23 protein-coding genes, 1 tRNA gene and 1 pseudogene are annotated in these 25,914 nt (G+C 52.2%); 18 read left to right on the top strand and 7 right to left on the bottom strand.

Going from position 1 to position 25,914, the window contains the following annotated elements:
- Positions 1-48 precede the first annotated feature (48 nt).
- Positions 49-1,230, bottom strand: a complete 1,182-nt coding sequence (locus tag C8R31_RS06580; protein ID WP_107693235.1) for a papain-like cysteine protease family protein — start codon at positions 1,228-1,230, stop codon at positions 49-51.
- 400 nt (positions 1,231-1,630) lie between these two features.
- On the opposite strand from C8R31_RS06580, the gene C8R31_RS06575 reads away from it, so the two are divergent.
- A complete protein-coding gene (locus C8R31_RS06575; protein ID WP_181320469.1) occupies positions 1,631-2,254 on the top strand; it encodes a MarC family protein in 624 nt (207 codons plus the stop codon).
- Between the two features lie 1,153 nt (positions 2,255-3,407).
- Here C8R31_RS06575 and C8R31_RS16750 read toward each other — a convergent pair.
- Positions 3,408-3,509, bottom strand: a complete 102-nt coding sequence (locus C8R31_RS16750) for a hypothetical protein (protein WP_375136122.1) — start codon at positions 3,507-3,509, stop codon at positions 3,408-3,410.
- A 563-nt stretch (positions 3,510-4,072) separates the two neighbouring features.
- On the opposite strand from C8R31_RS16750, the gene C8R31_RS06565 reads away from it, so the two are divergent.
- Positions 4,073-5,173 carry an ADP-ribosylglycohydrolase family protein gene (locus C8R31_RS06565; RefSeq protein WP_107693232.1) on the top strand — a complete coding sequence of 367 codons (1,101 nt, stop codon included), beginning with the start codon at positions 4,073-4,075 and terminating at the stop codon, positions 5,171-5,173.
- Positions 5,174-5,347: 174 nt separating this feature from the next.
- On the opposite strand, the pseudogene C8R31_RS16745 reads toward C8R31_RS06565, so the two are convergent.
- Positions 5,348-5,467 (bottom strand): annotated as a pseudogene (locus C8R31_RS16745) (type II toxin-antitoxin system Phd/YefM family antitoxin); the annotation flags it as partial.
- A gap of 364 nt (positions 5,468-5,831) precedes the next feature.
- Here C8R31_RS16745 and C8R31_RS06555 point away from each other — a divergent pair.
- The 5 genes from C8R31_RS06555 to C8R31_RS06535 all read left to right on the top strand — a co-directional run bounded on the left by C8R31_RS06555 (position 5,832) and on the right by C8R31_RS06535 (position 10,709).
- Positions 5,832-6,158, top strand: a complete 327-nt coding sequence (locus C8R31_RS06555; protein WP_107693231.1) for a cytochrome c — start codon at positions 5,832-5,834, stop codon at positions 6,156-6,158.
- A 39-nt stretch (positions 6,159-6,197) separates the two neighbouring features.
- Positions 6,198-7,208, top strand: a complete 1,011-nt coding sequence (locus C8R31_RS06550; RefSeq protein ID WP_107693230.1) for a hypothetical protein — start codon at positions 6,198-6,200, stop codon at positions 7,206-7,208.
- Positions 7,209-7,223: 15 nt separating this feature from the next.
- A complete protein-coding gene (locus tag C8R31_RS06545) occupies positions 7,224-8,771 on the top strand; it encodes an FAD-binding oxidoreductase (protein WP_107693229.1) in 1,548 nt (515 codons plus the stop codon).
- Between the two features lie 79 nt (positions 8,772-8,850).
- Complete coding sequence (locus C8R31_RS06540; protein ID WP_107693228.1) at positions 8,851-9,969, top strand: NAD(P)-dependent alcohol dehydrogenase; 1,119 nt, start codon at positions 8,851-8,853, stop codon at positions 9,967-9,969.
- Positions 9,970-10,118: 149 nt separating this feature from the next.
- On the top strand, positions 10,119-10,709 hold the full coding sequence (locus tag C8R31_RS06535) for a hypothetical protein (protein WP_219907463.1): 591 nt from the start codon (positions 10,119-10,121) through the stop codon (positions 10,707-10,709).
- 116 nt (positions 10,710-10,825) lie between these two features.
- Here the strand turns inward: C8R31_RS06535 and C8R31_RS06530 are convergent, their stop codons facing one another.
- Positions 10,826-11,251, bottom strand: a complete 426-nt coding sequence (locus C8R31_RS06530) for a hypothetical protein (RefSeq protein WP_107693227.1) — start codon at positions 11,249-11,251, stop codon at positions 10,826-10,828.
- An 883-nt stretch (positions 11,252-12,134) separates the two neighbouring features.
- Between C8R31_RS06530 and C8R31_RS15830 the strand changes: the two genes are divergently transcribed.
- The 5 genes from C8R31_RS15830 (at position 12,135) to C8R31_RS06510 (ending at position 16,188) form a co-directional block, all read left to right on the top strand.
- Positions 12,135-12,362 carry a hypothetical protein gene (locus C8R31_RS15830; protein WP_146164570.1) on the top strand — a complete coding sequence of 76 codons (228 nt, stop codon included), beginning with the start codon at positions 12,135-12,137 and terminating at the stop codon, positions 12,360-12,362.
- Between the two features lie 268 nt (positions 12,363-12,630).
- Positions 12,631-14,193: an SEFIR domain-containing protein gene (locus C8R31_RS06520; RefSeq protein WP_258192594.1), complete on the top strand. Its 1,563-nt coding sequence runs from the start codon at positions 12,631-12,633 to the stop codon at positions 14,191-14,193.
- Between the two features lie 233 nt (positions 14,194-14,426).
- Positions 14,427-14,930, top strand: coding sequence for a DUF262 domain-containing protein (locus C8R31_RS16225; RefSeq protein ID WP_219907462.1), 504 nt, complete (start codon positions 14,427-14,429; stop codon positions 14,928-14,930).
- Between the two features lie 17 nt (positions 14,931-14,947).
- Positions 14,948-15,523, top strand: a complete 576-nt coding sequence (locus C8R31_RS16220) for a hypothetical protein (protein WP_219907461.1) — start codon at positions 14,948-14,950, stop codon at positions 15,521-15,523.
- Complete coding sequence (locus C8R31_RS06510) at positions 15,520-16,188, top strand: MAE_28990/MAE_18760 family HEPN-like nuclease (protein ID WP_146164569.1); 669 nt, start codon at positions 15,520-15,522, stop codon at positions 16,186-16,188. Before C8R31_RS16220 ends, C8R31_RS06510 begins: the two co-directional genes overlap by 4 nt.
- A gap of 222 nt (positions 16,189-16,410) precedes the next feature.
- On the opposite strand, the gene C8R31_RS06505 is transcribed toward C8R31_RS06510, so the two are convergent.
- A tRNA-Leu gene (locus C8R31_RS06505) sits at positions 16,411-16,499 on the bottom strand.
- Between the two features lie 296 nt (positions 16,500-16,795).
- Between C8R31_RS06505 and C8R31_RS06500 the strand changes: the two genes are divergently transcribed.
- Entirely contained in the window at positions 16,796-17,218 is a 423-nt protein-coding gene (locus C8R31_RS06500) for a hypothetical protein (RefSeq protein ID WP_107693225.1), read from the top strand.
- A gap of 248 nt (positions 17,219-17,466) precedes the next feature.
- Here C8R31_RS06500 and C8R31_RS16215 read toward each other — a convergent pair whose 3' ends face one another.
- Complete coding sequence (locus C8R31_RS16215) at positions 17,467-17,631, bottom strand: hypothetical protein (protein WP_219907460.1); 165 nt, start codon at positions 17,629-17,631, stop codon at positions 17,467-17,469.
- A 53-nt stretch (positions 17,632-17,684) separates the two neighbouring features.
- On the opposite strand from C8R31_RS16215, the gene C8R31_RS16510 reads away from it, so the two are divergent.
- The gene (locus C8R31_RS16510; RefSeq protein ID WP_258192593.1) at positions 17,685-17,879 is read left to right on the top strand and encodes a hypothetical protein; all 195 of its coding nucleotides are present in this window, start codon (positions 17,685-17,687) and stop codon (positions 17,877-17,879) included.
- A 957-nt stretch (positions 17,880-18,836) separates the two neighbouring features.
- Positions 18,837-19,706 carry a calcium-binding protein gene (locus C8R31_RS06490; RefSeq protein WP_219907459.1) on the top strand — a complete coding sequence of 290 codons (870 nt, stop codon included), beginning with the start codon at positions 18,837-18,839 and terminating at the stop codon, positions 19,704-19,706.
- A 633-nt stretch (positions 19,707-20,339) separates the two neighbouring features.
- On the opposite strand, the gene C8R31_RS06485 is transcribed toward C8R31_RS06490, so the two are convergent.
- On the bottom strand, positions 20,340-22,610 hold the full coding sequence (locus C8R31_RS06485; protein WP_258192592.1) for a bifunctional diguanylate cyclase/phosphodiesterase: 2,271 nt from the start codon (positions 22,608-22,610) through the stop codon (positions 20,340-20,342).
- A 1,101-nt stretch (positions 22,611-23,711) separates the two neighbouring features.
- Here C8R31_RS06485 and flhD point away from each other — a divergent pair.
- The 3 genes from flhD to motA all read left to right on the top strand — a co-directional run bounded on the left by flhD (position 23,712) and on the right by motA (position 25,891).
- Positions 23,712-24,029: a flagellar transcriptional regulator FlhD gene (flhD, locus tag C8R31_RS06480; protein WP_107693223.1), complete on the top strand. Its 318-nt coding sequence runs from the start codon at positions 23,712-23,714 to the stop codon at positions 24,027-24,029.
- Positions 24,030-24,048: 19 nt separating this feature from the next.
- Complete coding sequence (flhC, locus tag C8R31_RS06475) at positions 24,049-24,597, top strand: flagellar transcriptional regulator FlhC (protein ID WP_107693222.1); 549 nt, start codon at positions 24,049-24,051, stop codon at positions 24,595-24,597.
- Between the two features lie 433 nt (positions 24,598-25,030).
- The gene (motA, locus tag C8R31_RS06470; RefSeq protein ID WP_107693221.1) at positions 25,031-25,891 is read left to right on the top strand and encodes a flagellar motor stator protein MotA; all 861 of its coding nucleotides are present in this window, start codon (positions 25,031-25,033) and stop codon (positions 25,889-25,891) included.
- Positions 25,892-25,914: the final 23 nt, after the last annotated feature.

Genomic DNA, 25,914 nt, shown 5'->3' with positions numbered 1-25,914 from the left:
TGTTTTCAGGATGCGTGCTCTGGATATGTCTCCGTTCGCGGCAACCTGTCAAGCTCCCATCGTATCATCCATATCGGCTAACGGCCGGGCGGCTTCCCGTAACGCGTCCAAGGCTTCGTTCCAGAACACCGGCTTGTATTGAGCCAACCGGCCTACTGTATGCAATGGAATGAGCACATCCTGTCCTTCGCCTTCATAACTAATCCATAACGCCTCGAAATTAAGTCCCGGCACCTGAAATACCCGTAGCTCAGCTTCCTGATCCCCTTTGCCGATTGTGGCAAGAACTTCGGATAGCCCTCGGGAAAACAAATCCAGCCGCCGCTTTGCTGCCGACATTTGCAGAACGCGAGGTTCTGCTTCTTCAGTGACATCATAAAAGGCCTGGGGCGTGCCTTCCACAGTTTCAAAAACCCGTAGCGCCACAGGATCCGGGGCAGCCTCCCGTTGTCCTAGTAGTGAGTCCAGCCCTAGCGAATACACGCGATGAGCCATACCCAATGCCGCGCGTTCTTCATCGGCCGCGTCTCGACTTGCCCGCGCTTCTGCCGACTCCGAAGCCGAAATTTTTCCCTGTTTCAGCTGCAATAGTGGACGGGCTTCCCAGATACGGCGAAGAATTGGCTCTACCGGGATCAGATATTTTATTGGCATTTTAAAATAGCTCTTGGTGAAATAGGTATGCGTCCAGGTTCCGCTTCCCTGGTAGTTGCTGGCAAAATCCGATACTGTCATATGACTCTTGCCATATATCGGGTCGTCGATATCGAAGTATTCCAGATCGAGAATGCGGCTGTAACCGTGAATCACAATGAAATGGCCTCCGCCGCCGTTCCAGCCAATTCTCGCGCCTACGGGCCTGCATGCATCGATTTCCGCTTTTACCTGCTGAAAGCTTCCTTGCCCCAGCGTGCTTACGAAGTTATTGGTACGCGTGAGGGCCCTGTCGAGATACCAAGGGACATTACATGGGGCTGGGACAGGGCTATTGCAGCAATCGCTATGACCAAGCTCTCCGTTCGCCACTCGGCATTGAGTCCACGTGCTCCACCACCAATAGAAATGAGATACGCTTGCTGACGCTGCAGCCCAACACCAGTTAGACGCAGTCTGCGTCTGCATGTTGAACGCGAGCTGTTTTGACGAGAAAAGCTTTCCCCAGATGGTAAGTTCTTTCAAAAGAGAGCTGTAGGGGCGGCTGGTAGCGTGGATGTATTCAGACAGGTTCATCGGTCTTTCCCTTCAAGCTGTTGATCTTGTTCTGGCCTTAGTACAATCGTGCGATTTTCTTTATAGCTTAAAGAGTATAAAACACAAGTTTGACAGGTTTTGAATTGGGGGTGGTAAACATGTTCTGAACCTCAGCTTCGGAAAGTTCAAGGTTGCCTGTCTGTCAATTCTGTTGAAAAACCTGTTTATAGCATGCTTGAAAAACAATTTGATACCGGGCTGAACGTCAGTCTGAGCGGATGCCATCCGTAGCCGCTTTCATTTTGAGGATAGTTGTCACCTCTACTGGTGTCGTTATTATTAAATGTTGAGCGTCCACTTTGAGAAGAATAAACACCAATTCTGCGTCCGTATGGGCGCACAATATTTCACCCATTCACGCTAGATGATGCTTTCAATTTTGGCTTTAACTCTCAAGAAAACCATCACGCTGTTCGTGCTGATGGGGCCTGTTTCCATGATCCCCGTCTTTCTCGCCGCTACGGAGGGTTTTGATCTACGCAGCAAGGGCCGCTTTGCCAGGACTATTGGGTTGAGCGTCACCATGGCGTTGCTGGTGGCGACATTTCTGGGGATGCCTATTTTAGGATTGCTCGGCATATCGCTGGGAGCGATGCAAGTTGGCGGAGGAGTCATTGTCTTATTGCTGGCAATAGCAATGGTTCTTGGGAAGGAATCAACCTTCAAGGGATCGCCCAGTATCGCTAATGAAGACGGGGTTCGAGAAGCGGCAATTGTCCCTTTAGCTGTACCACTGCTGGCCGGTCCGGCCGCATTCAGCTATGTCATGGGAAACAGCGCATGGCAGACCTATGTCGATTTGATTCATGTGGTGGTGCCTATCCTTATCGTAGGTATCGTATGCTGGATAACTTTTTACATGGCTAGTCAGGCGGAAAAGAAGATTCGGCAATCCACTATGGATGTAGTACAGCGCGTTGGAGGATTTATCCTTGCGGCGATAGCCGTAGAAATGATGGCCACTGGGTTACGTGCACTGTTTCCGATGCTTGCTCCAGCCTAGTGTGAAAATTCTTCTCAGAGAAAGATTGGATAACCAGGAAGTGGCGAGAACGGAAATTTACCATTACTAAAAAATGGATTGGTACAACGTCGACAGCGGTATTTTGAGGAGTAACTTCGGGGGTAACTCCTGTCAAAAAACTGTGCTTGCTACTATTCAGATGACATATACTCGGTTGAACCCTCAAGCAGAACAGTGATTGCTACTGATTAAGCATTGGGGTTGTCACGGCAATCACCGTTGGCATTTTCGAAATGAGCGCAAGTATTTTTTTATGAGTGCCCCTCCTGAAGCATCGCAGCGGGCGTGGGAACGACTTTGAATCCGCTGGTCGCCAGTTTGAATCTGGAGGGCCTACCAACAACTCGAGAGATTAGGTCAGGATCTAGTGACCGGCCGCCCTTGTTTCGTTGCTACCATATTGACACTTTATTCTCCACGAGCGTATGCGGTAAGGCGGCGATTTGCGCCCCGTGGTGACGTTGGAGCAGGACACTAGAAATTGAAGCGGAAGTGGCACTCGTTGAGGCTCTAGCACAAGTGATTTTACCTACCCCCGGAACGAGCTTCCGCGCAGAATTTGGTCCTCCCAAGCTTGACCTCACCCCCTCGTATTTACAGAAATACGTAAAATCGTGTTTCTGTTTTTCCGTTCCATGCTTCCAGACCTCATATCACCAGAGCCCGTTTTACAGCCTTGCGGCCGTTAGCTCGATCGTTCTTCTGGTGCCTACCTGGCAGCGCGAAAGATATTAATGACACAGGGCAAACTTCCTGAACTACCTCCGACTGATGCAGGAGTAGACGAACGCCCTTCCTGCTAAAGCACATTCGTCATTTTGTCCTGACCGGCTCGAAGAGGGACTAGTCGCACAACTGGCTAGCCACGAAATAATCAAAAATATAACTACAAAAATTTTCACATGCATTTTTTATTCTTGGGAAATCCTTTTCAACCGGTCCGATCGGTGACGTTCGTGAGAAATCGTGAATCGTCCAATGCTCAGTTAGCAGTGCGAACGGCCTATTCCTCTGCCGCAGTTGACGATCATCTGAGCGAGAAGCTCGCGCAGCCGCACCGGTTCGGCAGACCGGTCAGCTCGTCGTAGTTGGCCATGCGCCAGATAGTCATCGGCCTCCCCCGCCTTCTGACTCACCCGTAGTGAGGAGATGCCAAAGCCACGGCCGACGCGGTTTCGACGAGTAGCCGCCGTTCCTCGTCGTCGAACGCGTCCGGTTTCGCCGCGTATATCATTAGCGCGCCCGTCACCGTCCCGTCCACGCGAACCGGGCAGCGAAATCACTGAAGCATAGCCGCGCTGGAGCGCCTCGTCTCGTCACGGCGCATAGCGCGCATCGTTGAGAACGTCGCGCACAGGGTCATGTGCTGCGGATGCCGCTTTGCTCGGGGGGCATCTTCTCATTTTCCATGTTCTATTCGTGTCCAAGCCGGACTATCCCGACTCTCGCACAGAAGTGCTCGAAGATATATTTTATTATGCCGTCGTAAATCGCGTAGATCCCTGTTCACTTGGGAAAGCGAATGTCGCTCCATTTCCTAGTGTAGCGGGGGACATGGCTTCCCGTGCATGGGCCCAGGGCTTGAGAGCCGATGAAGAAAATACGGACCGGGTATTGCGCCAATACGCGTATTTTAACCGCCAGTAGCAGGGAGCGAAGCGATTGAAGAGCGTTCGCCGCTAGTAGTCTATTCGCGATAGCATCTCCACTGGGAGCGGACGTGTGCAGTCCGGCCCAAACGTACGTTTCCAACTTATTTGTTCCGAAATCCAGTTTAACCACAGGAGGATCAGAACCATGGCTGAACCCACCATTCAAGATCGAGCCGCCGGCGCGATCATGGGCGCCTTTATCGGAGACGCCCTTGGAGTTGGACCTCACTGGTACTATGACCTCGAGGAGCTTCACCGCGACTACGGTGACTGGATCACGACTTATACTGATCCCAAGCCCGGCCGCTACCATGAAGGGCTGAAAGCAGGCCAGTTGTCGCAGGCAGGCATTATTCTCAGGCTCATGCTCCGCTCGCTCGTCGAGCGAGGTGGTTATGACGAAGCGGATTTCTGCAGGCGAATGGACGAAGAGCTGTTTCCCTTGCTTGACGGTACTCCGGCGAACGGACCCGGCGGATACACCAGCCAATCCATCCGCAACGCCTGGCGCAAGCGCGTCGAGGAGGGACTGCCATGGGGACAAACTGGCGGGAATGCCGATACTACCGAAGCCATAGAACGAACACTTGCCCTGGCGGTTCGCTATGCGATGCAACCGCACGAACTGGCCACCGCCATTTCCGATAATGCTCGCCTTACCCAAACCGACGATGTCGTGCTATCGATGACGGTGGCTTACGGGGCCGTGCTCGGCCTCCTGATCCAAGGGCACAAGCTCGACAAGAATCTCTCCAGTACCATGATGCAATTGGTGAAGACGGGCCAACTGCCTTTCCACGCGGTGACTCACTCCGATCTACAGCCACCCCGCCCCGGCGATCCGGATCCTCCCCGTGCAGGAAGGTTCGCATCACCTGACGCGCTGCTGACGCCATCGTATATTTCCACTGCCGCGGCAGATCCCGCCATCCGGATAGAGCCCGCGTGGAAGGTGTCCCTCGTATACGGCATGCCCTGCGCCATCTACCACCAGCTTCCCGCAGCCTACTATTTGGCTGCCCGCTTCCCTCACGACTTTGAATCGGCTGTGCTGCACGCCCTGAATGGCGGAGGGCAAAACCAGGCTCGCGCCATTCTGACCGGAGCGTTAGCCGGAGCCCAAACCGGGCTGTCTGGCATTCCCCAACGCTTCCTGGATGGACTGGAAGAAGACGAAACGCTCAGACAGCTTGCGATGGACTTGGCGGCGAAAGTAGGCACACCGGCAGCCCGCCGGGGAGGGTAAAAACCTGGTAGCCCGGAAAACGATCAGCGAGGTATGCCAAGAGGGCGACTCGAGTGACTCCGCCAGATTGAGAAGTGTAAAAGGACTTCCTTTTGCTACATTGAAACAAGAGCTGCCAGTTGAAAGACTTGCTTTTAAGTGGTTGAGCCCGTAAACGTATGCGCTGTGCAGCCGCTATTGCCTTGCTGGTATCGGACCAGTGGGATCGGGGATGAGGCGGGCTGCAGCTTTCCCATGCCGGGTAATGAGAACTTCTTCCCCATTCTCGACCCAGTCGAGCAAGGTGCCAAGCTTGTTCGTGGCTTCGAAGGACCGATCTCACGCATTTTTTCCCCCATTACGCTGGACTATGAAGCTAGCTTAACTTTAAGGTATGTAAACGGGGGCATCGATAAACTTTCTATACTTTATTTCTCGCCTTAGCTATATTGAAATCGCAGGAGGCAGAGTATCTGCCGAGAAATCCGTCCGCGCGACGATCAGTTGGTGCGTGGGCACGCGAGAGGAATCGTTAAGTACCGGTTTGCAGGCTCTGGAGGTGCGATGTCATGTCGCGCTTGCAATGTAAGCGTGCGGATAGCGATGGATAAGACATAGACTTCCATTCCTCGAATAATATATTCACGCACTATTCTTCACCCGTCCGGAGGACAGCGATATGAGGAAAATTGCGATCGCAGCCGTGGCGAGTGGTTTTATGATGGCGATAGCGATTGCTGCAGCAATCGTGACAAAAACCTCATTTGCAGCTCCTCCTGCTCCCAGTGGAGCCTTCGTATGGAAAGACGGGCCCGAGGTCTATGCCAAGGTCTGTGCATATTGCCACGAGCAGGGCGTTGGGCCAGCCATTCGCGGCCGTGCGCTTCCCCCCATTTATATCCGCACTATTGTACGAAATGGAAACCGGGCAATGCCATCTTTTCGCGCGGCAGAAATTGACGACGAGTCTCTGACAAAATTGGCCGAATACATCTCGGCGAACTGAAAAGGCTGCCAAGGGAAGTCAAACGGGGGAGAGTAGCTCATGGATGTGTATCGACGTAATCTCATGAAAGGCGCATTGATGGGAAGCACGCTGCTGACGCTGGGCATCTCGCCGATAACAACGGCGGCCGCTTCCGCGGGCAAGCCGGGAAGACTGCGACTGTTGCTTGGGAGCGGGGCGGCTGACGCCGAATTCGCAGCTGGAGCTCGCACCGCCTTTGCCGCGAACGCCCGCCGAGCCGCTACAGGGCACGATGCCACTTCCGCAACCGATGCAAGAGGCGCACAAAGTGGGCTGGAGGTGATGAAGCTTAAAGACGGATTGCTGAACGAATACGAGAAAGTTGCCTACTTGCTTGAGACGTTCCGCGATACCCGATGGATCGCAGTCATGGATGATGGCAGCGCCGCGGTCTTCACCGAACTGGTGCGCAACGCGGGCGGCGGTTTGGTTTCGTTGGGTTCTCATGCTTCTTCGGGCGAGGCTTTGGTACGTGGGAGCGCCGCGCGCGTTTCCGGACTCAGGCACGTTTGGGCCGCCGCATCCCCTTCGCATGCCGCAGGCGGCATCCTCGCCGCGCGGCTCGTCCAAAGCCAGCGCAGCTTTTCCATCGTGGAGAATTTCTTTTCCACTCAGGGGGCGGAAGAGCGGGGCACGGCCAATAAATTTCCTCCCGGGTTTCTAGCCTGGCGACTCGAGGGCGCCGGATCCGGACACGACCCGGCCTATCTTTATTGCGCTGGCGTGTCGCCAACGGATGGCTGCCAATTGCTGGGCTGGGACACGACCCCTGCATGGATTCCGGTTAATCAGGAACCAGGGCTCGAAACAGCAGCCTCCGGAAAGCGAAGGAGCGCCTTCGAGAACGATGAGCCGCATGCCAGCGGGTGGGTGGAAGCGGTAGGGTATGCAGTAGTGGCTGCCGCGCTAGGCGCCGAAGCGGGTCATGAATCCTGCTCCGCGCGCGCCCATGTATACCAATCAGGCGGAGTCAAGCGTGGCAGGCCCGACAAGGCAGGCCGGTTCACCTCATTCGTAATAGACATTTAGCCAGGGGACCAAATAATGGCCAGTAAATATATTGCGTTGCCCCACGGCGTGTCCGAACAGACTTTCGATGCCGCCATCAGCGCCTTTCGCGCCGTACTGGGAGATTCTGCTGTGCTCGTATCCGCTGAGCAACTCGCCCCCTACATCAAAACCATGATGCCGGTCCCGGACTCGCGGCACACTCCTTCTGCGGCAATAATGGCCACAAAGGTGGAGCAGATCCAGAAGATCGTGGGCATTTGCAACAAGTACCAAGTACCTGTCTGGCCCATCTCAACCGGCAAGAACTTGGGTTACGGTTCAGCGGCACCGGCCGAACGCGGACAGGTGGTGCTTGATCTCAAGCGCATGAATCGTATTCTTGAAGTCGACAAGGACCTGGCCTATGCCCTGGTTGAACCGGGCGTCACTTATAAACAGCTCTACGACTATATCGCCGAGCACAAGCTGGGCTTATGGCTTTCCATGCCAGCGCCCTCGGCCATTGCCGGTCCGGTAGGCAATACGCTGGACCGGGGAGTCGGATATACCCCCTATGGAGAGCATTTCATGTTTGCCTGCGGAATGGAGGTAGTGCTGGCGAATGGCGAAGTGTTGCGTACCGGGATGGGCTCGCTGCCAAACTCAAATACCTGGCAGGTTTTTAAATGGGGATACGGTCCCTATCTTGATGGAATTTTTACCCAGTCCAACTATGGAATCGTCACCAAATTCGGTTTCTGGCTCATGCCTGCGCCACCGGTTTTCAAGCCGTTCGTCGTTCAGTACCAGGATGAGCAGGATATCGTGGAGATTGTGGAAACAATCCGTCCGCTGCGTATCAATAGTGTTATTCCCAATGCTGTGGTCATAGCCCATGCATTGTACGAAGCCCCGACCAAAGCGCGGCGTGGCGACTATGTAACCGGACCTGGATCGATCCCGGATGAAGCTGTTCGTAAAATTACGAAAGATCACAATCTTGGAATCTGGAACGTGTATGCGGCCCTCTATGGGACACAGGAACAGATTGACGTGAACTGGAAGATCGTAACACAGGCGTTTGGCAAATCCGGCAAGGCGAAGATATTGACTGAGAAGGAAGCGGCAGGCGACGCCGCGTTTGAATACCGGGCCAAGCTCATGAGCGGAGAAATGACGCTCAAGGAATTTTCCCTCTACAACTGGCGCGGCGGCGGCGGCTCAATGTGGTTCGCGCCCGTATCGCAGGCTCGCGGGAGCGAGACGCTCAAACAGATGACCCTGACCAAACAAATTCTTGCCAAGCATGGGCTGGATTATTCCGGGGAATTCATTGTCGGCATGCGCGACATGCATCATGTCGTCGATGTCTTGTACGACAAGGCAAACCCGGAGCAGGTGAAGGCAGCGCACGAGTGCTTCGATGAGCTGCTGACGACGTTTTCGGCACAGGGATATGGAATCTACCGCGTCAACACGGCATTCATGGATAAGGTGGCCGATACATACGGCCCGGTGCAGCGCAACGTCAACAAAATTCTAAAGAAAGCGCTTGATCCAAACGGGATTCTTGCGCCGGGCAAATCGGGCATCCGGCTTTAGCCGAGCCGCATGCGGATTGTCCCATGCTGCCTAAAATCTTTTTCGAAGTTAACCGAATGAGGCATATCGGAGACCAGGGATGAGAGAGATCACGGGGGCAACAATACGCCAGAAGGGCGGCCCTTTCCAGGTCGAGAAACTGTTCCTGGATGAGCCGAGGCCGGACGAGGTGCTGGTGCGGGTAGTGGCGACCGGCATGTGCCATACCGATATGGTTGCGCGCGACCAGCTCTACGATGTGCCGCTACCGATCGTGCTCGGGCATGAAGGCGCGGGCGTGGTTGAAGAGGTGGGCGGCAGTGTGAAAAAGGTCAAGGCAGGAGACCACGTGGTGCTGACCTATATGTGGTGCGGGCACTGCAAACCCTGCCTGCGGGGAGACCTAACCTATTGTGAGAATTTTTACCCGCTCAATTTTGGCGGCGCGCGGGAGGACGGGAGCACAGCCACTTGCGAAGCTGGGGGAAGGCCAATTCACGACCATTTCTTCGGGCAATCGTCTTTCGGGACCTTGGCGCTGGTGCACGAGCGTAACGTCATCAGGGTGCCGCGCGATGCGCCCCTCGAGTTACTGGGTCCGCTGGGCTGCGGCATCCAGACCGGGGCCGGAGCGGTCATCAATGCGCTTAAAGTCACGCCCGGCAGCAGTTTCGCAACCTTTGGCGGTGGGGCGGTTGGATTGAGCGCAGTCATGGCGGCACGTGTGGCGGGTGCAACGACAATTATTGTCTCCGACGTAGTTCCTTCCCGCCTGGAGCTTGCGAAGGAACTCGGCGCCACTCATACCGTGAACAGCCGCGAAACTGACCCGATAACAGCGGTGGGTGAAATTACCGGGGGAGGTGCCGATTTCACGCTCGAGTCAAGCGGCCGGCCCGCAGTTCTTCGCCAGGCGATTGATGCGCTATCGATCGGCGGGACCTGCGGCATAGTTGGCGCGCCCGCCCTGGGCACCGAGGCGAGTTTCGACGTCAATGATGTGATGACGGCTGGCAAGCGCATCATTGGCATTATAGAAGGTGAAAGCAAGCCGGATCTTTTCATTCCGGCGTTGGTCGAGCTTTATATGCAGGGAAGGTTTCCTTTCGACAAGCTGGTGAAATTCTATACGCTCGACCAGATCAACCAGGCAGCAGAAGACAGCGAGAAGGGCGTCACTATCAAGCCTGTCATCCGTCTGGCCGCCAGTGAGGGATGATTCAGCATGCGGGCATCCCATCAGGAGTATGCCAATTTAATCAGATATCCTTGAGGAATATTATGAAGTTTGACAGGCCAACGCCAAGGCGGACAACACCTGGTCGGCGCACCGTTCTGAAAGCCTCAGCAGCTCTACTCGCTGCCGGTATGCTCGCCCCCATAAGTTCTGTTCTTGCCCAGATGACGCTAAGGCGGACACAAGACCAGATCCTGGGTCCATTTTATCCTATCATGAGCAAGCCCAATCGCAGCGGGGACCTAACCCGGGTCCCGGGAGGCTCGGAACGCGCCAAGGGAGAGCTTCTCATTGTCAGGGGCCGCGTGATCGACCCCCACGGGAGACCGGTTGCGGGAGCCGATGTCGAAATCTGGCAAGCCAATTCCGCAGGACGCTACGCTCATCCTGATGACACGAACCCAGCGCCGCTCGATCCCAACTTTGAGGGTTTCGGGGCAGTCACTACCGGCGCCGATGGCCGCTATCAGTTCAAAACTATAAAGCCGCTTCATTACCCCGCTGCACCAGGCATGATTCGGCCAGCTCATATTCACTTCGATGTGAGAGGCAAACGCGACGAGTTGATTTCACAGCTGTATTTCGAGGGAGATCCGTATATCTCAAAGGACCGATTTCTGCAGAGCGTCCTTGATCCGGAAGCACTGATTGTAAAGCTCAGCCCGTCCCGGGAGGAGCCCGACTTCATGGTCGCGGAATTCGATATCGTATTCCGAGGTTAGCCAGTCTTCGCACTTTTAGAAATGTCGTCTACGTTCATGGTTTCCTCTAGTGTGGCGATTAAGATGTGTGTTGGCAGGCTGTCTCAGCCGGAACTGATGGATCTATCAAGACTCTCTTATAGTCCACTCAGCGCCTCAGGCATGCTGGCTTCTGCGGAGGCATGGTTTTCTTTGAGCCTTCCAGCGATCTGTCGGTGCATCGCGGCGGCTTGCAGATTTTTCCTGACAGACTTCTCGTAGTTGCGGATTAATGCATGGGTATGCGATTGCAGATCCTGAGCCCGCCTGCCATAAAGATAGCTTTTATCCTCATAGTGTTCGAGCAGCTCCTTTGTTTCCGCTACCTTTGCCTGCAATTCTGTTGCGGCGTCTTCATATAGCTTTGCCAAGGCGTCATGATCGTCTTGCGTAGTCGCACCCTCGGCTGCCACACGGATCACGGCAGCCTCAACAGGCTCGGATGCCATCACAACAGGACTCAGCGAAGCGAGCAGGCCCGCCATTGATAACGCTGCCATAAGATTCGCCAAATTTGTTTTCATGATCGCAATGATTCAAAGGGGATAGGTAGTTTCATCCTAATCCAGCTAATGGAATCAGTATATTGGGGAAACCTTGGTTTTTTGCTAGGGAAAACTATTAGGAATAAAAACATAACAACGTGCTGCCTACGTAAACCTGATTTGCACTGTCCACATAAGAACAGCTTAGCAAAGGTTCTTTACTTTGTCCACTTATATATGACTAAAGTATCAAATCTTATAACTCATACCCGTCATTTGGTTTTCGTCCCTTGTATTTATCTGACGCCTTGGCCTTGGCGACACTTCTCCGCAGGCAATAAAAAACCGCCGAAGCGGGTTGATCAGGGAAAGCCACAGCACTGGTGCTTTCTCAAGCGCTAGCAGAGATCAGCCAAGCAAGGGAACCGGGGGAGAAAGTACAGGCCTGTTGCCTAAATCCCATTCCAGATCAGTTGCCTTCGTGCCCATCTCACCAAGTAACCGTTTTTATGGAGCGATCTACCAATGGCCAGTGTATGGCGTTTCGCCTCGGAAGTTTTAAAGTGGCGGCTACTGCGAATTGCCGATTCGGTATCCTGTGCCCATTTCCTAGTATCCGTCAGCCGCTCGAAAGTCGTGGATTGAATAGGGAAACCTTTTAGTCTCACCTTTACCGGTACGCAGTCTTGCCGTTCCCGGAAATACATTTCTCAATATTTGCCATTGCTGCCCCGTTAAGATATCCCAAACACCATACGAAGCCAATAAATAGCAACAAGGGATATTAAATCCCTCGAGTGCTTCGTAAAATGTTCAGTAACAGCAATAATAAATAACGTGGCAGACGCGGTAATGGGGCATTCATGGGGCTGTTCTAAGAAAAAGGATTTTTTTCCGCTGTTATAAATAAGCAGAAGCTACGGTGACTGTTACCTCTCACGGCATAGCGGCAACAAAAATGATTTTTTCTCATATAACCCAGCTTCAGGCAAGAACGTTGCGGCCGTTACCGGATATGTTCAAGTCAATAGCACTTTCTACAGGACTATTACTGCCGCTCGAAGTACATCAGCAGATGGTGGGTTGGGAGCAGCGTGTTTATCATGAGTATGCAAAAATAAAAGATTTTTGTACTGTTTTTGGCGGGTAGCTGAAAATCTTTGAAGGCTTTCATAAAGCCAAGATTTGTTCCGGGAAATGGGGGGCTTTCCAGCAATAACTGATGGCAAACATGAAAAACAGTTAGAAAATATCGATGTGAATAATAGGACGCGGATTGCCGCAGAGATAAACCGACTTACGGAAGCATCGCCTGTGTAGCGAATTAGGATTCCCTCTTCCGAAGCTCGGTATATTTCTTAAGTTCGAAGGAGACCGTGGTGACAATTCCTTGAGGAGGTAATGGGTGAGAAGGCAAAATGGAAAATCTGAGTTTGTTGATCGCTTACCCCATAGAGATGGAAGCGAAGTCCAGAGGCCGAGTTGTGGTTGGGGCGAAAAACAGTCGCCTTGTAAAAAACGACAAAGAGGATGTTAAGGTGTGCAATCCGAAGCTCTTCATTTCCTATAGTTGGACGAGCCAAGATCATGAAGCTTGGGTCGTTCAGCTTGCTACTGATTTGCGAGAGTCTGGTATCGATGTGATCCTCGACAAGTGGGATCTCAAAGAAGGCCACGACGCCCATGTCTTCATGGAACGTATGGTTTCCGACCCAGAAATAAAAAAGGTGGCGCTCATCTGCGACAAGGTTTATGTTCAGAAGGCCGACGGCAGAAGCGGTGGAGTTGGAACCGAAACTCAGATCATCTCACCGGAAATCTATACTAGCCAAGCGCAAGATAAATTTGTCGCAGTCGTCAAGGAGCGAGATGACGAAGGAAAGGCATATCTCCCAGCCTATTACCATTCTCGCATTTACATCGACTTCAGTGATGCTGGTACCGCGGGCGAAAACTTTGAGAAGCTGATTCGCTGGGTGTATGAGCAACCACTTTACAGAAAGCCTGGTCTCGGTCAAAAACCAGGTTTTCTCTCGGAGGAACAGCGACAGGTTTCATTAGGTACTTCGTCGCGTCAGAAGCGTGCACTTGACGCAATAAAGAACGGGCGTGGCAACTCCGACGCCGTAACGATCGAGTATCTGACAACGCTTGCGAACGAGTTAGAGAAATTCCGAATCGACGCATCAATTGATCCGTTTGACGACGAGGTAATTCAAAACATTGAGACATTCTTACCTTATAGAAACGAAGCTATTGAGTTATTCGTGAATATTGCTCTATACCGAGATTCGTACGAAACTCATACAGCGATTCACCGCTTCTTTGAACGCCTCATTCCCTACCTCGAGCAGCAGCAGAACGCTGGCAGCTATAGAGAATGGGATGTTGATAATTTCAAATTTATCGTTCACGAACTATTCCTCTACGCCTTAGCAACATTAATTCGCGCTGAAAGATTCGAATCTGCAAACTTTCTCATGGCAAACGGATACTACGTATCCGGCTACTCAAAGTACAGCAAGGAGCCGATGGTTCCGTTTGAGGTCTTCGGCCAACACGTGAAGTCGCTCGAGTATAGAAACAAAAGACTCGGTCTACGTCGACTATCTCTTCGAGCCGACCTACTCGAACAACGCTCGAAAGGATCGGGAGTCGAGTTCCGGTATCTAATGCAGGCGGACTTTATTCTCTTCATGCGTGGCAACCTTGACAGGCCAAATGATCAGTGGCATTGGTGGCCAGAAACTCTCTTGTATGTAGCCAGTCAGCATCCCGGATCTTTTGAAGTATTCGCACGCTCCAGGTCAGCAATTTATTTCGAAAAAGTAAAGATTCTCCTAGGAGTGGAGTCCAAGGATGCTCTTTTGCCGCTTCTGGAAGGATTCCGTACAGAGCGTCAACGCATCCCTAGATGGGAGGGCACATCCTTTGGTCCTTCTGGACTGCTTGGATTTAACGAGATCGCCACGAAACCATGAATAATGCCGAGTCGAACGCTGCAGTCATTGGACGTGACGAAAAATGCGCCGCTGAGTGCTTTGAGCGTAAGCGTCTGGTCTCCCCACAATAGCCAGGCCGATTAAGGTCGCATAGGAACTTCCTGTATCCGCAGGATATAAGGTGGTGTCCCCCCTTCCGTATCTTTTAACAAGTTAAACAGAGCTTTAATATTATTTGTAATTAAACGTATTTATCCTACTAAACGGCCCAAATGGATCTTCTAGAAGAACTAAAAGCTCGAGTTAAAGAATTCAGAACCGATGGGTATCCAATGTCCATCGGGGAGATCGTAAATCTCTACGAGAACGACGAAATGGTCATTAACCCAAACTTCCAAAGATTTTTCCGATGGACTCAGGGGCAAAAGTCGCGTTTGGTGGAATCGTTTCTGTTGGGCATTCCCACACCTGCAATTTTCGTCTATCAGAGGAGCGACGGTGTTTGGGAGTTGGTTGATGGCTTACAAAGAATATCAACCATTCTTGAATTTGTTGGAAAGCTAAAAGGCACTCAAGGGGCGGTATTGCCACCGCTCAAATTGATTGGAACAAAACTACTTCCCAGCCTCGACGGTATCGCTTGGGAGGAATCAAGCCAAAACACAAAACCGCTTCCAAAATCGCTTCAGCTCGATTTCAAGCGTTCGAAATCAAGGTTGAAATTATCCAGAAGGAGTCAGATGCGAACGCTAAATTTGAGGTGTTTCAGCGGTTGAATACGGGTGGAACATTTTTGTCAGAGCAAGAGGTAAGAAACTGCCTGCTGGTGATGTTGAATTTAGCGGCATTTGAATGGTTGGAAGCGGTTAGCCACTTCGATAAATTTGAAGAATGTCTTTCACTAACCGACCGGGCTCTTGATGAGCGCTACGATGTGGAACTGGCCTTAAAGTACTTTGCTTTGTCCCGGAGCGAGTTAGGCGGCAGGGATGTTTCTGACTACTTGACGGATAGCATTGAAAAACTTTTCGTCGAGCAGAACATTGCGACAAGCGATGAAAAAATACGTTTTGAAAAGCTTTTTACCCTGTTATTTAACGCAACTGGAGAATCCACATTCCGTAAATATAATGGCCAGAGATTCCAAGGTCGCTTTCTCGATTCTGCGTTTGAGCCCATTGCGGTTGGTCTAGGTTTTAACCTGGATAGCTACGATGAGAACGACGAAAATGACATTGCGCTTGTTAGGCAGAAAATCAAAGAGATGTGGTCTATGCCGCTGTTATTGGCTAACGTTGGTTCCGGATCAAACGCAAAAATACGCATTCCTCGTTTAGTTGAGCTCGGACGAAAGCATTTCAAAAAATGAGCAAGACTCTTCGAACGTTGTCACAGCTTCAAGATGCGCTGGATGCTGAGAGAGTGTGGCGATTAAAAGAGTTAAGTATATTACGTAAAAAACTCTTATCGGGTATCGGGAAAATTGGGGTGGCTAGGGAGGACGATCTTTCTCTCTTAAGACCTTGCATCACGATGCTATATGCGCATTGGGAAGGGTTCGTGAAGGCAGCATGTGGGGCCTATTTGGAATTTGTTGCCTTGCAGCGGCTTGCCAACAAAGAAATGTTATCCCCGTTTTTGGCGTTGGCTGCACGTCGGCATGTTTCTCAAAGTGACGTTACTGGAGCTGAGGCCGATCGGCTCATGGCTTCCTTTTATCGAGAGCACGGAGACCGTCGTGGTTACATACCATATAAAAACGGCGTGGATACCAAGAGCAATTTGTGGTTCGATGTTTTTCGCGATATTTATGAGTCCCTGGGGTTGTCATGGCAAGGCTATGAGCTGAAACGGATGCTCATCGATACGAAGCTTGTAAGCAAGCGGAACGCAATAGCGCATGGGCGATTTATCGACGTAAAGTCAGATGATGTTGAAGAGTTGTTCGATAACATTATTGAACTGATGGATAAAATAAAAGAGCAATTATTGGACTCAGCTCAGAATGGTAAATACAAATTACCAAACCACTGAGGAAGTTTAGGTGCCGAGCAATCGCCAAGCAATTTGTCACATCAATAACGCCGTGACGTGCTGGTATTGGAGCATGAAATGCGGTCCACCTTCCCGGCCGCAGTTCAAGGTTCTCAGTTGTCTGGTTCAAATGCAAATTTCTTTGGCCAGTGTCCCGTAAGTGCCCCAAAACACGGGATCAAAAAAGTCTGCGAGAAAATCTACATTATAAGTGCTTGAATTTGGTGCCCGGAGCCGGAATCGAACCGGCATGGGCGATTAAGCCCGAGGGATTTTAAGTCCCTTGTGTCTACCGATTTCACCATCCGGGCGGTAGGGTAAGGTTTTTTTATTGTAACTCAAGCGGAGACGCTGGAGACACGGAAACGTCTGCAAAATTTTACCGAGTTTAGAGCGGGCATAAGGTCAAGGTCCGCTGATGGGGAGGGGTGAACAGCATTAAGGCAACATGACAGCCCAGACCCAACGACGCTCAAACAAACTCCCCCGGTCTAAAGCAGCTTATAAGGGTTTCCCTTAGTCTAAAACCATGGTTTCCCCAATGTACTGATGGTATTGACTGCAGTACGATGAACTCACATTAATTCTATATGGGTTCATTCTCATCATGAAAACAAATTTGGTACGTATTTTCGCCGCTTTATCTGTGATGGGGCCGTTAGCTTTGCTGAGCTCTACCGCAACGGCGGCTCAGCCTGTCGACACACCCGAGATTCGCGCCGCTGCTCAGAATGCCACAACTTCGGGCGACCACGAGGCCGTGGCGAAACATTATGAAGATGTTGCTGCTCAGGTGCAGGCGAAATTGAAAGAACAAAAGGAATTGCTGGAGCAATATCAGAATAAAAGCTATCTTTATGGTAGACAGGCCCAAGACCTGCAATCGCATACTGAAGCGTTGATTCGCGCTCACGAGCAGACGGTGACCGCCACTATAGAAGAGGCGAATGTGCATCGTCAAACGGCTTCGAAGCTTCAGGAGAAGCACGCGTCCGATAGTCAACCGGCCAATAGTGTGCGCGGATTATAGTGACCCCTGCAGTTGCGCAATACTCAGTTCAGTCCTTTCCTCAAATATCGGGCTATCGGCGGCGGTGTTTGAGGTAACCGCCGCCCGGACAGTGAGTCCCAACCTTGCCCGGCTGGTGCGTCGGCGGGGTCGTGAAATTCCAGGCGTTCAACAGGGCTTAGGTGCTCCTCTATTGAGGCATCATCCTTTGCCGCCCCGGTCTTGCGCTTGGTTCCTTGCCGGCACACATGTGCGGTCCTACGCATTGTTCAGCGCCACAGCCAGCCCAGCCACTTTGCGTGGAGGCTCTGCACATAGAGCCGGTCTTCAGTTTCTGTAACGGCGGTCGTATCGGGGTAGACCCCGGTGGGGTCCTGCAGATCAGCCACTACCTTGCCGTCTTCCGTGAAGGCCATCAGATGTCCATAGGGCATTGCGATCCGCCACAACGCGCGGAAGTCGCAGCGCGAGTTGGCGCAGAAACGGCGTGCCCGCCATCGAATCGGCCGCCCTGATTACGCGGTTTGGCAAAACCAAGCCAGATCTTGCCGTTCAGTCCACGCATCAGGTTGTCCGGGTAGCCGGGCAGGTTGTCGAGGAGGACAGTGGCCTGGGAGCTGCAATGTCGAGGTGTGAGCCGACACAGGGATCTTCCACACTCGGTATTTACCGGTCTCGTTGATGAACAGGTACTGCTCGTCGTTACTTAGCGCTACACCGTTGGCAAAGCTTAGGCCCCTCGCTATGATTCACACCGCCTGTTTGCTCGGGGTCGTACTCGAGGATGCGCCCAGTTGAGGAGTGGAGTGCTCGACGATGTCGAGCACGCTAGCCTCGAAAGGGCCGCCCTATTCCAAGGGCGCGAAGCGGGTCGGCGCATCGCTGAAATAAATCTTGCCATTACCTGGCGCGATGACGGCATCCGCATAGCGGATCGGGGCGCCCTCCACCGTTTCTGCGAGCATGGGATTCGACCCTCGGGACCGATTGTTAGTAAACCCCTGATCGCGTCAGCTGCGATCAGGTTACCGGCGGAATCGAAGTCGAAGCTCAGCACCCTCCCTCCCGATGGCGCGAAGCGGAAGTACCTTGGCCGCTAACAGCGGTTCACGCCTTCTCGGCGCGCCTGATAGTTGGTCAGGCGGATCTCGAGACCGGATCAGGCTACGCTCATCCCGACCCTATTTTTTCCATAATTGTTTTCAAGGTTGTCTCCAATTAGAGACAATTTGGAAATGCCTTCTGTCTATCGCCATCACGCCGAAAGTGGACGAATTTAAGGATATATTGTCTCAAAATGGAGACAGCCATATTCTCATAATTAATCAATACGTTAGATACATTGCAGCTCTTGCGCGACAGCTTTACTGTCGGGGTCTGCGGCGACAGAGGAGATTGTTCGGGTTGAGGTTACATACGAGTTATTGTCTCGTAAAAGCGCAACTGCAACAAGGAGTTAGGGTTACTGGCATAGTCCCTGCTAAGGGGAAGTTGCAAGGTGCGGGAGTGGATCGTTTTAGGGGTTGACGAGGGAGAGCAGCCTGGTCCATAGAATAATAACCGCCCTGCGACCGGCTTCGGCCGGACCTGTTTTTACATGCATGTAACACAATGTTTAACTCACCCTCAGGAGACAAACATGGGAATCTCTCAAGCAAGCCACGACGATTACGACAAAGATGCAAAGGACCACGGCAAGGGGCCAGGGGACGATAAGAAGGACGATAAGGGCGGCAAGGATAACGGAGACTACGAGGAATACGGCAGTCACCCGGGCAAATACGGCGATAAATACGACGGTGCCTGTCTCCCAAAATGGCTGGAAAACAGGGACTATGACGGCAAATATAAATATGGTAAGGACTGGAAGGACGATCACCTCAATGGCTCGAACAAGAACGACTATCTGAATGGTCGCGGAGGCAATGACACGATTAATGGGAACAAGGGCAACGATGCGCTGATAGGCGGCAAAGGGAATGACAAGCTCAACGGTGGTGACGGCGTCGATATCCTCGTGGGAGGCAAAGGCTATGACACCCTCTGGGGAGGCAAGGGCAACGATTACTTCGCCTTCACCGGTGACAAGAACGGGGGCAAGTTCAATTGGGACGGTCCCGATAAGATAAAGGACTTTGAAGACAACGACCCCAAGCACGGCCGGGATGATTATGACAAAGGCAAATCAGACGACAAACTGGTATTCTGCAAAGATGATCTCGATGATGCGGTCAAAGATAAGAAATACCATGATTGGGAAAAGGACGGTCACTTAAACCCCAAGTATTTCACGGACGAGAAATCGCATCATTATGAAAAGTGGGAAAAACCCGGCGATATTGATCACCATTTCGTCTGGGACAGAAAGGGAGGCTCTGACACGGGTACGCTGTATTTCGACGCTGATGGGGAGCAGGGCGGGCATTCGTACGGACTCGTCAAGTTGGCGGAGATTACGATCGTCGGAAAAGGAGATCTCGATGCATCTGATATCCTCGTAGCATACTGAGGCCGCACCAAGTCCAAGTCTTGTGTACGAGAGACATAAAGCCGACCTGAGATTCAAGTAATCAGAATAGATGCCCGCGGAGGAATCCGTGGGCATCTATTTTTTATGTGCTATCCGGTCGACCAAAACGGAGCGGCAGAAACAGACCTCACGCCATTGAAATCGGATGGGTTCCCGGTTCTCCGTCGTTTTTTTGCGCTTACTTAAGTTCGCTCCCAAGCAGGGTGAACGGAAGCGAATCTTGAAGCGATTTCCTTCACGTTTTTGTCGATACAGCGAAAGGTGCGGGGGCGAAAGGGTGAGGATCGACCTGGCGTAACTTTTTGTTCGAGTTTCTGATTGAGATGAAAGCGCGCAAGTGTCAAAAAAATCATCTTGGCTGTGGTACTTCTGGCCGGTAAAGTTGGATCGTATTCGGGCGCCTGCAGCAGAGGGGAGGGGTCGAGGGAGGGGGCGAGAACTTAGGCGCTCGCCGCACGTACCGGGGGAACAGGCATGCTCCCTTGGAGGCGACTGGTCAGTGCCCGAAGTCCTAGGGAGCGAACGCGGCACGGGCACTGCAACGCGTGCCGGTCAATCGGGCGCTAGCACCGCGGTGCGGGTATCCGCAATGCACGGAAATGGTGGAGCTCGCTATTGAAGGAGCGAAGAATTCCACGTTTTCAGCCATGCTTCAAAATCAGTCGGAACCATGGGTTTTGCATATAGGTAACCCTGGCCTTCGTCGCATTCGATGCTCTGCAGAAATTTTTCCTGCACTTCTGTCTCCACACCCTCCGCGGTAACGCTTAATCCCAAGCTGCGGCCCATTGCGGCAATGGCGCGAACGATGGCCTTGGCGTCATCGTTCGCCGGGAGGTCTCGGATGAAAGACTGGTCTATTTTCAGTCGATCAACAGTAAGCTGTCTTAAATACGATAGACTGGAATAACCAGTACCGAAATCGTCGATCGCTATTTTTATGCCGTGGTCCTTAAGGATACGCATTTTCTGGACAACGGACTCCACATTTTGCATCACTACGCTCTCGGTTACTTCGAGTTCAAGTTGTGTTGGCGAAAGGCCTGTTTCGGAGACTACGCGCAGTACAACATCTGTAAAATCTTTTTGGCGAAATTGCACGGCTGAAACATTTACCGCAATGCTAAAGCGATTAAAGACGCCATCGTCATGCCAGCGGCGCGCCTGTATGCAAGCCTCGCGTAGAATGCGCTCCCCGAGAGACAGAATTAAGCCGCTGTCCTCGGCAACAGGAATAAAGCTTGCAGGTGAAACTAATCCGCGTCTTGGATGGCGCCATCGCACGAGCGCTTCCGCGCCGATAACCTGTCTGTTTGTAAGCTCTATCTGCGGCTGGAATACTGTAAAAGTTTCATCCCGCTCAATCGCCACGCGAAGGTCGCGATCGAGACTGAGCCTTTCGGCTGCCCGGGAATTCAAGTGGTCTGTATAAAACTGATAGCTATTCCTGCCGGCTTCTTTGGCAGAATACATCGAGGCGTCGGCATTACGGAGCAGACTGCCTGCTTCCTTGCCGTTATCCGGATACAGGCTGATTCCGACGCTTGCGGTCAGGATCAGCTCATGTTCGTCGATTAGATACGGGTGAGCAACCACTGCAATAAGTTTTTTGGCCACCCGTGCGGCGTCCTCTTCTTTCTCGATCGGACTTAGCAGGACGACGAACTCGTCACCTCCCACTCGACTTATCGTGTCCGTATTGCGGATGGTGGACCGCATACGCTCCGCGACAACCTTGAGGAGCTTATCGCCGATTTCGTGGCCAAGCGAGTCGTTGACCAGCTTAAAGCGGTCGAGGTCCAAGAATAGCAATGCTAGCCGTGTGGAATATCGGGCAGCGTTTCCTATCGCAATTTTCATCCGGTCTGCAAGCAATGCGCGGTTTGGCAGCTCCGTAAGTGAATCGTAATGGGCGAGATACTCGATGCGCGCCTGTGATTCCTTGCGCTGCGATATATCGCGCAGGACACTTGAGGCGCCGGCGATTCGGCCTGAACCATCCCTTACCGGAGAAATTGTGACGGAAACATCAATGGGTTTATTGTCCTTTCGTAACCGCACAGTCTCAAAATGGCCTATAGCCTTTCCACTCTTGAGATTCATGATGTTGTCCTCTTCTTCCAGGCCGTCCGGAGGCATCAATCGACATATGGAAGACCCTATTATTTCGCTGGCCTGGTATCCAAAAATCTTTTCTGCGCCCGTATTCCAGCTGGTAATAGTACCGTTGAGATCGCTGACAACGATCGCATCGTTGGAGGACTCCACAATAGCCGCTAACTGTGCTGTATAGGCTTCCGCTCGTCTGCGTTCAGTAATGTCACTGAAGCTCCAGACGCGACCCACATTTCGCCCTTCTGCAAATTTGACTTTCGTATATCGTTCAAATACACGTCCATCGTTAAACTGAAGCACATCGAAACTTTCTGGCGGCCACATCACATAAATGTGGCCAGTTAATCGGACGAATTGCTGCGGATCCGTTAACTGAGCGGAACAATACTCGATAATAGGCTGGTGCCTGCCATTGTCCATAAGCGGGCCTGGTATTGGCCACATATCGACATACAGCTGGTTGTAGCAAAGCACCTTGCCGTGCTTATCTGTAACCAGAAGCCCGTCAGCGGTCGATTCTATGGTCGCTCTCAACATGGCGACTGATCGATCCAGTTCCGCCGTTTTTTCCTCCAGTGCTTTTTTTGCTTGATTGAGCTCATGCTCAGTTTGTTCACGCGCCTCAAGGATGGCACGTGAAGTTTGCAGGGCCGTGGAGTAAAGCAGAGCCTCCTCCTGATCGGCGGTCTCAACGGTGGGGGGCTCCCCCTGGTTCGTCCGTTTCTGATAAGAACGAGTTACCGGAGGTAATCTTGGCTTATGCTTCATAAATTCATGGCTGATCAGCCTGGTGCATGGGTTGAAGGAGACAAAATAATCTCAATGCCTTTCCCTGATCGGTAGTATGGCTGCGGGAAGCGCACAAAAGAAAAACAGAATGTAAAGTTTATTACGGACTGGTAACCCTCGGCATCCACGGGATGCGGGGAAGTATGGGTTCATGGACTAAAAACGGACGGTAATGACTTTTATCCAAATTCGAGCCAGCTTGTAACAGGTCAATACCCGGTAGCTAAAGCGTAGCAGCGTCCCGCTCCTTGATACCACCACCGGGTCACTATTGTCCTGTTATTATTTTCGAAGCGAGCGCGGTGCCGCGCACACGCGATTGTATCTTCGCAAACGCTGTGTCACGGCTTGTCGAGGTGTCGTCGGAATCAGGCAGTCCCGATTCGCGAGCGCCTCAGTTAGTTCAGGGGTCTAGGTATACTGCCAACCGGCTCGGTTAGGATTATCATCGCAAACTCCGGCTTCGTTGATAAAAGAAAAACAAGAACTATGTTCTTGATCTGATAATGCGTCGGAGATATGGACTACTGAGCTGGGCTTCACATAAAACTTTGTTTCAATCCCGAATATCTTGCCGTCTTTTTTTTAAAACCCGCATGAGCTCTACGCGTGAAGACGGCGCTGCAGATGGTTCTAACTAAGGCTTACGTCCGGTCCATCAGCCACTCCGGCTACGATGACTGGGTTGATAATATTGTTCGCGCATTATTCTTGTCAACCCGATCGGTACCGGATTCGTTTATTCTGCTTTCCGGCTTCTTCGTACGGCTACCCGCCTGACCAGATCCCGAAAAAAATTTTGTCTTCACTCTAAAGTTCCGCGCGGCACGGCCGTTTCTGTGTGCTGGCACTGATTGCCACCAGGTAAAAAGAGCGCATGCGTTGTTTGCCGGAACAGGCTTCCGCGCTCTTTTCACTCCAGAACAGTTTCTCACACCCCTTCAAAGAGTTCCGCGTAGGAAAACTTCCTACGCGGATTGCTCGCTATTTCCTACACGCAAATCGGATGAATTCCGGTTTCCCCAAGTTGAGTGGATACGGACAATGCACTCATTCACAGACGAAGGGAGGGATTGGGAAATGAACGATAATGAGATGACGACTGAAATCAAGGAACTGAACCTGACATACCTTATGCTGGCCCAGCAGATGGTGCACGCCGATAAGGATATGGCGATTTTCCGGCTGGGCATAAGCAAGGATATAGCAGAAATCCTCAGGGTGCTGACACCCGGGCAAATTCTCAAACTATCCAATTCGAATATGATGTTATGCCGCATCCGTTTCGACGACAGCCTGGTGTTTGGCATGCTCGCGAACTACAGTAAAGAAAAAACGATGGCTCAGTCCCATGCAGCTATTCTTCTCTCAGGTCAATCGGTCGAAGAAATTTCCTGATCACTACGGAGATTTGCTCATGCGCAAGAAGAGCGTAGTATCCGAAGCCAGAGAGATCCAGGCTGCGATAGAGATGATCAATCTGGGTGCGCGACTGCAGTTGCTGGAAAGCGAAACCAGCCTGAGCCGAGAGCGGCTGATCAAGCTCTACAAGGAACTGAGAGGCGTCTCTCCCCCCAAAGGAATGCTGCCCTTTTCCACCGACTGGTTTCTAACCTGGCAGCCGAATGTTCACTCCTCGGTATTTGCCGATATTTACCACTACCTAATCCAGCATGGCGATTGCCGGGGCATTCAGGCTATTGTCAAAAGCTATAAACTCTACCTGGAGCACTGCCGGGTAAGCGAGATGGAGCCGGTCTTAAGTCTTACCCGAGCCTGGACCCTGGTGCGGTTTTTCGATGGCGGGATGCTGCAAACCACCTCTTGTACGCAGTGCCACGGGCATTTTGTGGTGCATACCCACGATCTTCATAACCGTTATGTATGCGGGCTGTGCCATACGCCCTCTCGAGCTGGAAAAACCAATAGGGCGCGACCCAGTACTCTCCCTGCGGTGGCGGCTTAGTTAACCCCCTTAGTTAACCCCCTTAGTTAACCCCCTTAGTTAACCCCCTTAGTTAACCCCCTTAGTTAACCCCCTTAGTTAACCCCCTTAGTTAACCCCCTTAGTTAACCCCCTTAGTTAACCCCGTAGTAACCCCCCTTAGCCACCCCTTTCAATCGTCCTCCCAAGGTCCTCCCGGGCTTCCGCCGCCCGGGGGGATTTTTTTATGGCGCTTTGTATCAACGAGGCGAGGGCTCAGTCGTGTCATTCCCGACCTTTCCCCCGTTTGCTAAAGTTTGCCTGATTCTCACCGTTACTGAAGGTGCGTTGCCTGGTCACGGTCTACCCCCTTATGCGCCTGCTCAGTTTATGTTCGGGACGCGCCGCTGCGATGATCGAGAGGGTGTCGTGGGGTCATGAAGAAGCGCGAACAATCTATCGGAAGCACATTTAAATGCTCGTTATCGTAGGGATTCTCGTCGTTGTCGGCTCGGTATTTGGCGGGTTTGTCCTCGCCGGTGGGCATCTGGTGGCGCTTTATCAGCCGGTTGAACTGCTCATGATTGCCGGGGCGGCGATAGGCGCGTTCCTGCTCGGCAATACGCATAAGGCGCAGAAAGCAACCTTAAAGGCGCTACCGAAGATTTTGCAAGGCCCCAAGTATACGAAGGCGATGTATATGGACCTGATGTCGTTGCTATATGAGCTGCTTGTAAAAGTGCGCAAGGAAGGAATGATGTCAATCGAGGATGACGTGGACCAGCCGGGCGAAAGCCCCGTCTTCGCGAATTACCCCAGCATCCTGGCCAACCATGAGGTGGTCGAATTCATTACCGATTACCTGCGCCTCATGGTTTCCGGCAACCTCAATGCATTCGAGCTGGAGAACCTGATGGACAACGAAATCGAGACTCACCACCACGAGGGTGAGATACCCGTACACTGCATCACCAAACTGGGCGACAGCATGCCGGCCTTCGGCATCGTGGCGGCGGTAATGGGTGTCATTCATACCATGGCCTCCGTCGGCTTGCCGCCGTCGGAGCTGGGTATACTGGTTGCACAGGCGCTCGTAGGCACGTTTCTGGGTATTCTGCTCGGTTATGGTTTTGTCGGGCCATGCGCGGCAGTGCTGGAGCAGAAACTCAACGATTCCACCAAGATGCTGCAATGCATCCGCGTCACCCTGCTTGCCAGCATCAATGGCTATACCCCGGCCCTCGCAGTGGAATTTGGACGCAAGGTGCTCTACACCACCGAACGGCCAAGCTTCACCGAGCTGGATGAACATGTCAGGCAACCGAGAACCAAATAGCGCAACTAGCTGATTGACATAAG

The sequence above is a fragment of the Nitrosospira sp. Nsp2 genome, from assembly GCF_003050965.1.
Taxonomy (GTDB): Bacteria; Pseudomonadota; Gammaproteobacteria; order Burkholderiales; family Nitrosomonadaceae; genus Nitrosospira.
The sequence above is the reverse complement of the archived record's forward strand: the minus strand, read 5'-3'. Positions and strand labels throughout refer to the sequence as shown.

Bases quoted from the DNA above. Each gene is read 5' to 3' on its own strand.
- C8R31_RS06580 (WP_107693235.1), bottom strand. From the start codon at position 1,230: ATGAACCTGTCTGAATACATCCACGCTACCAGCCGCCCCTACAGCTCT.
- motA (WP_107693221.1), top strand. From the start codon at position 25,031: ATGCTCGTTATCGTAGGGATTCTCGTCGTTGTCGGCTCGGTATTTGGC.
- C8R31_RS06530 (WP_107693227.1), bottom strand. From the start codon at position 11,251: ATGAAAACAAATTTGGCGAATCTTATGGCAGCGTTATCAATGGCGGGC.
- flhC (WP_107693222.1), top strand. From the start codon at position 24,049: ATGCGCAAGAAGAGCGTAGTATCCGAAGCCAGAGAGATCCAGGCTGCG.
- C8R31_RS06500 (WP_107693225.1), top strand. From the start codon at position 16,796: ATGAAAACAAATTTGGTACGTATTTTCGCCGCTTTATCTGTGATGGGG.
- C8R31_RS06550 (WP_107693230.1), top strand. From the start codon at position 6,198: ATGGATGTGTATCGACGTAATCTCATGAAAGGCGCATTGATGGGAAGC.
- C8R31_RS06510 (WP_146164569.1), top strand. From the start codon at position 15,520: ATGAGCAAGACTCTTCGAACGTTGTCACAGCTTCAAGATGCGCTGGAT.
- C8R31_RS06555 (WP_107693231.1), top strand. From the start codon at position 5,832: ATGAGGAAAATTGCGATCGCAGCCGTGGCGAGTGGTTTTATGATGGCG.
- C8R31_RS06565 (WP_107693232.1), top strand. From the start codon at position 4,073: ATGGCTGAACCCACCATTCAAGATCGAGCCGCCGGCGCGATCATGGGC.
- C8R31_RS06540 (WP_107693228.1), top strand. From the start codon at position 8,851: ATGAGAGAGATCACGGGGGCAACAATACGCCAGAAGGGCGGCCCTTTC.
- flhD (WP_107693223.1), top strand. From the start codon at position 23,712: ATGAACGATAATGAGATGACGACTGAAATCAAGGAACTGAACCTGACA.
- C8R31_RS16750 (WP_375136122.1), bottom strand. From the start codon at position 3,509: ATGATATACGCGGCGAAACCGGACGCGTTCGACGACGAGGAACGGCGG.
- C8R31_RS16215 (WP_219907460.1), bottom strand. From the start codon at position 17,631: ATGCCCTATGGACATCTGATGGCCTTCACGGAAGACGGCAAGGTAGTG.
- C8R31_RS06485 (WP_258192592.1), bottom strand. From the start codon at position 22,610: ATGAAGCATAAGCCAAGATTACCTCCGGTAACTCGTTCTTATCAGAAA.
- C8R31_RS16225 (WP_219907462.1), top strand. From the start codon at position 14,427: ATGGATCTTCTAGAAGAACTAAAAGCTCGAGTTAAAGAATTCAGAACC.
- C8R31_RS06490 (WP_219907459.1), top strand. From the start codon at position 18,837: ATGGGAATCTCTCAAGCAAGCCACGACGATTACGACAAAGATGCAAAG.
- C8R31_RS06545 (WP_107693229.1), top strand. From the start codon at position 7,224: ATGGCCAGTAAATATATTGCGTTGCCCCACGGCGTGTCCGAACAGACT.
- C8R31_RS06535 (WP_219907463.1), top strand. From the start codon at position 10,119: ATGCTCGCCCCCATAAGTTCTGTTCTTGCCCAGATGACGCTAAGGCGG.
- C8R31_RS06520 (WP_258192594.1), top strand. From the start codon at position 12,631: ATGGAAAATCTGAGTTTGTTGATCGCTTACCCCATAGAGATGGAAGCG.